Annotated in this window: 4 protein-coding genes; all 4 read left to right on the top strand. The window is 61.6% G+C overall.

What is annotated here, in order from left to right; translation table 11 throughout:
* The first annotated feature begins 46 nt into the window (after nt 1-46).
* The gene (locus AC1D0Z_RS15950; protein WP_477659201.1) at nt 47-1,624 is read left to right on the top strand and encodes a benzoate-CoA ligase family protein; all 1,578 of its coding nucleotides are present in this window, start codon (nt 47-49) and stop codon (nt 1,622-1,624) included.
* Nucleotides 1,625-1,820: 196 nt separating this feature from the next.
* On the top strand, nt 1,821-3,008 hold the full coding sequence (locus tag AC1D0Z_RS15945; RefSeq protein WP_477659200.1) for an ABC transporter substrate-binding protein: 1,188 nt from the start codon (nt 1,821-1,823) through the stop codon (nt 3,006-3,008).
* 105 nt (nt 3,009-3,113) lie between these two features.
* Complete coding sequence (locus AC1D0Z_RS15940; RefSeq protein WP_477659199.1) at nt 3,114-3,740, top strand: LysE family translocator; 627 nt, start codon at nt 3,114-3,116, stop codon at nt 3,738-3,740.
* 174 nt (nt 3,741-3,914) lie between these two features.
* Nucleotides 3,915-4,778, top strand: a complete 864-nt coding sequence (locus AC1D0Z_RS15935; RefSeq protein WP_477659198.1) for a branched-chain amino acid ABC transporter permease — start codon at nt 3,915-3,917, stop codon at nt 4,776-4,778.
* The last annotated feature ends 197 nt before the right edge of the window (nt 4,779-4,975 follow it).

Genomic DNA, 4,975 nt, shown 5'->3' with positions numbered 1-4,975 from the left:
CGCAAGCAGCTACCAAAATAATAGCAAGAGCAATATGGAGACAAGCATGCAAGCAAGCAGCGCAGACCATTCGGCAAGCCCACCACGGGTAACCATTCCGCGCAATTACAACGCCGCACACGACCTGCTGCAGCGCAATGCCGGCCGTGCGGGCAAGGCCGCCTTCATCGATGCCACCACCGGCGAGGCGCTGACTTACGGCGAACTCATCGACCAGGCCCACCGTTTTGCCAACGCCTTGCGCGCCCAGGGGGTTGCCCCTGAAAGCCGCGTGCTGCTGGCCATGCTGGACACGCCGCAATGGCCCGTCGCTTTCCTCGGCTGCATTCTTGCGGGTGTGGTGCCCGTGGCGGCCAACACCCTGCTCACCCCTCCCGACTTCGAGTTCATGCTGCGCGACTCGCGGGCGCAGGGCCTTATCGTCTCCCATGCCCTGCTTTCGGCCTTTGAGCCGCTGCTGGAAAAAATCGACACACTGAAAACCGTGATCGTCGCCGGCATTGAAGAATCCCCGTCATATCCAACGCTGGCTGGCGTCCTGCGTGCGCAAGCAGCTACCAAAACCATAGCAGACACCTGCGCCGATGGCGTCTGCTTCTGGCTCTATTCCAGCGGCTCGACCGGTGCGCCCAAAGGCACCGTGCACCTGCACAGCCACCTGATCCAGACGGCCGAACTGTATGGCCGCGGCGTGCTGGGCATCCGGGAAGACGACGTGGTGCATTCCGCCGCCAAGCTCTTTTTTGCCTACGGCCTGGGCAACGCGCTGACTTTTCCCATGAGTGTGGGCGCCACCACAGTGCTCCTGCCCGCACGGCCCACGCCCGCTGACGTGTTTGCCTTGCTCAAAAAATACCAGCCCACGATTTTTTATGGCGTACCCACTTTGTATGCGGCCCTGCTGGCCGATCCGGCCCGGCCGGCGAAGTCCGAGTTGCGTCTGCGCGTRTGCACCAGCGCSGGCGAAGCCCTGCCCGCYGARATCGGSAAAAAATGGACCGCGCAGTATGGCTGYGAAATCCTGGATGGCATCGGCTCCACCGAGATGCTGCATATCTTTCTAAGCAACCGTCCCGGCCAGGTGCGCTACGGCACAACCGGTCAGGCCGTGCCAGGTTACGGGCTGCGCATCATCGGCGACGACGGGCGTGAATGCGCTGACGGGGAAATCGGAGAGCTGCAGATCAGCGGGCCCAGCGCGGCCATCATGTACTGGAACAACCGCGCCAAGACCAAAGCAACCTTCGCCGGCGAATGGACCAAGAGCGGCGACAAGTACACCCGCGACGCTGACGGCTACTACACCTATGGCGGACGCAGCGACGACATGCTCAAGGTCGGCGGCATTTACGTCTCGCCGTTTGAAGTCGAAGCCTGCCTGATGACACACCCCGCCGTACTGGAAGTGGCGGTGATCGGTGTGGCCGACGCCGACGAGCTCGTCAAACCCAAGGCCTATGTGGTGCTCAAGGCCGGGCAGGCCACCACCGTGGACGAACTCAAGGCCCATGTGAAGCTGCAGCTTGCACCCTACAAATACCCGCGCTGGATTGAATTTGTGAACGAGCTGCCCAAGACGGCCACCGGCAAGATCCAGCGCTTCAAGCTGCGCCAGCCGCACTGACATGGAGAACCCCGGGAAGCAGACATCCGGAAAATACCCTGCGCCCGAGGGCCAGAAAAATGCGCGAACCGGGCACGGGTATTGCTTTAGGCATAAACAATTTAATCTTCAATCTCGGGTTTTACACTAGGGCTGCATACACAACGCACGCTTACTATTCGTCTCACTGTCTTCAGTCTCAACCAGGAGCTATTCCATGACTTCACGCCGACTTGTATTGACCCGCAGTGCTGCCGTTATCGGTGCCGCTTCCACCGGCCTCCTGCTGCCCGAAATCGTGCGTGCGCAGTCCGCCAAGGTGCGTGTGGGTTTCATGCTGCCCTATACCGGCACCTTCGCCCAGCTCGGCGTCGCCATTGAAAACGGCTTTCGCATGGCCATCAACGAACAGGGCGGCAAACTCGGCGGCCGCGAGATCGAATACTTCAAGGTCGACGACGAGTCCRAACCTTCCAAAGGCATTGAAAACGCCAACAAACTGGTGCAGCGCGACAAGGTCGACGTACTCGTCGGTACGGTGCACTCGGGCGTGCAGATGGGCATCCAGAAAGTCGCCCGCGACTCCGGCGTGCTGAGCCTGATCCCCAACGCCGGCGTGCACGCCGCCACGCGCAGCCTGTGCGCGCCCAATGTGTTCCGCACGTCTTTCACCAACTCGCAACCCACGCGCGCGCTGGGCAAAGCCATGGTTGACCGCGGYCACAAAAAGGCTGTGTGGATCACCTGGAAATACGCCGCAGGCGACGAGGCCTTTGAAGGCTTCAAGGAAAGCTATACCGCCGCGGGCGGCACCATCGTCAAGGAGCTCGGCCTGCCCTTCCCGCAAGTCGAATTCCAGGCCTTGCTGACCGAGATCGCCGCGCTCAAGCCTGACGCCGTGGCCTGCTTCTTCGCCGGTGGCGGCGCAGCCAAATTCATCAAGGACTACGCCGCCTCGGGCCTGAAGGAAAAGATTCCCCTGTACGGCTCCGGCTTCCTGACCGAAGGCGTGCTCGAGGCCGCCGGCCCCGCGGCCAACGGCATTATCACGACCATGCACTACAGCGACTCGCTGCCAACGCAGCGCAATGGCCAGTTCCGCCTGAGCTACGCCAAGACCTTCCGGCTGCAGCCCGACGTTTACGCCGTGCAGGGCTACGACACCGGCCTGCTGCTGATCCAGGGCGCCAACGCGGTGAAGGGTGACCTGAGCAGCAAGCCGGCGCTCTACAAGGCCCTGGAAGGCGCCGTCATCGACAGCCCGCGCGGCAAATGGACCATGAGCCCGTCGCACAACCCGGTGCAGGACATGTACCTGCGCGTGGTCGAGAACAAGGAAAACAAGGTGATCGGGATTGCGGCCAAGGCCTTGGCCGACTCAGGCGCCGGCTGCAAGATGGCCTGATCGCTTTAGTTTCAGCGCAATGGGAGGTCTAAGGCCTCCCATTTTTTTGAACCAAGCTGGCACAGACCATGCTGACGGGTCTTTAGCAATGCTATCTTCACGCCCATGACGCTCACTACCTACCTCCTCTACGTCGCAGCAGTTGCCCTGCTGATCCTCACGCCCGGCCCGACCATGCTCATGTGCATGACCAATGCCCTCAACCATGGCCCGCGCAAGGCTATGACTTCAGTTGCCGGAAGCGTCAGCGCGGTGCTGTGTGTGATGCTGCTGTCGGCCATGGGACTAGGCGCGTTGCTGGCAGCTTCTGAAACCGCCTTTACCGTAGCCAAGGTGATTGGCGCGGCATATCTGATCTGGTTGGGGATCAAGACCTTCCGCAGTGAAGCGGCTGTCTTTGACTCTGCCGCCAGCGAAGCGCCAGCCCAGCGCCGCTCGTTTTTCCTGCGCGGCTTCCTGGTCGGTGCCAGCAACCCCAAGGCGGTGTTGTTCTTCGCGGCCTTCTTTCCACAATTCCTGAATCCGGCCGCGCCATTCGTGCCGCAGTTCGCCATCCTCGCCCTCACCTTCATGGCCTTTGAGTTCACGGTGCTGACCTGCTGCGCGCTGGGCGTGGCACGCATCGCGCCGCTGCTGCGTTCGAGCCGGGCCGTGCGTTGGTTCAACCGCGTCTCGGGTGGCCTCTTTACCCTGATGGGCAGTCTCTTGCTATTCACACGCCGGCATACATGAGCCCCCACGTTCGCTCACTTCGTGTAGCTCTCTGCCCCCCGAGGGGGCCGCTGCGCCTGCGGCCCGGCAAAGCCGGTTCCGCGGCCCCTGCTGGCTGGAATCGCCTCCAAGGTCTCGCGTCTGATCTCACTCCTCGCCCACCTCATTCACGGATATCGACTCTCTAAACCGCCCATGGATTTAGCCAACTTCCTCATCCAGCTGCTCAACAGCGTCCAGTACGGCCTGCTGCTGTTCATGCTGGCCGCCGGCTTGACGCTGATTTTCGGCATCATGGGCGTGGTCAACCTGGCCCATGGCAGCTTCTATATGCTGGGCGCCTACCTCGCCTGGTCGCTCAGCACGCTGACGGGCAGCCTCACACTGGCCATCCTGCTGGGTGCAGTGCTGTCGGTCGTCTTCGGATTGGCTCTGGAGTGGTTGCTGTTCAGGCACTTCTACAAGCGCGACCACCTCGACCAGGTGCTGCTGACTTTCGGCCTGATCTATATCTTTGAAGAAGTGCGCTCCATTCTTTGGGGCGACGATGTTCACGGCGTCACGATTCCCGACTTGCTGAGCGCCTCGGTCCCGCTGACCGATAACCTTTCTTACCCCGTCTATCGTCTCTTCATGTCGGGCGTGTGCATTGCGCTGGCGCTGGGCCTTTATTTCATGATCTCCAAAACCCGCCTGGGCATGAAGATTCGCGCCGGTGCCTTTAACCGCGACATGGCCGAATCGCTGGGCATCAACATCAAGCTGATCCACGCCGTGGTGTTCGCGCTGGGCGTGGGCCTGGCGGCGGTGGCGGGCATGATCGCCGCGCCCGTGGCCAGCGTCTATCCCAACATGGGCTCGCAAGTGCTCATCATGTGTTTTGTGGTGGTGGTCATTGGCGGTATCGGCTCGGTGCGCGGTGCACTGATTTCCGCCTTGCTGGTCGGCCTGGTCGACACCATTGGCAAGGTGCTGCTGCCTTCGATGGCGGGCATGCTGGTTTATATGTTGATGGCCGCTGTCCTTTTGTGGAAGCCAGAAGGACTCTTTAAACAATGAATTCCATGGCCCCCACGCTYGTCACTTCGTGTACWKCGCTGCCCCCCGAGGGGGCGCTGCGCCTGCGGCCCGGCAAAGCCGGTTCCGCGGCCCCGGCCTGGAGGGGAAAAGCCTCCACACATCCAGTTCAGTTATCGGCTAAAGCGCTATGAGTTCAGCCAAATCCAATCTCGAAATCCTGCCGCGCGGTGTGCAGG

The organism is Polaromonas sp. P1_E3, assembly GCF_056405935.1.
The sequence above is the reverse complement of the archived record's forward strand: the minus strand, read 5'-3'. Positions and strand labels throughout refer to the sequence as shown.

Coding starts and splice junctions, on each gene's coding strand:
- AC1D0Z_RS15935 (WP_477659198.1), top strand. CDS start 3,915: ATGGATTTAGCCAACTTCCTCATCCAGCTGCTCAACAGCGTCCAGTAC.
- AC1D0Z_RS15940 (WP_477659199.1), top strand. CDS start 3,114: ATGACGCTCACTACCTACCTCCTCTACGTCGCAGCAGTTGCCCTGCTG.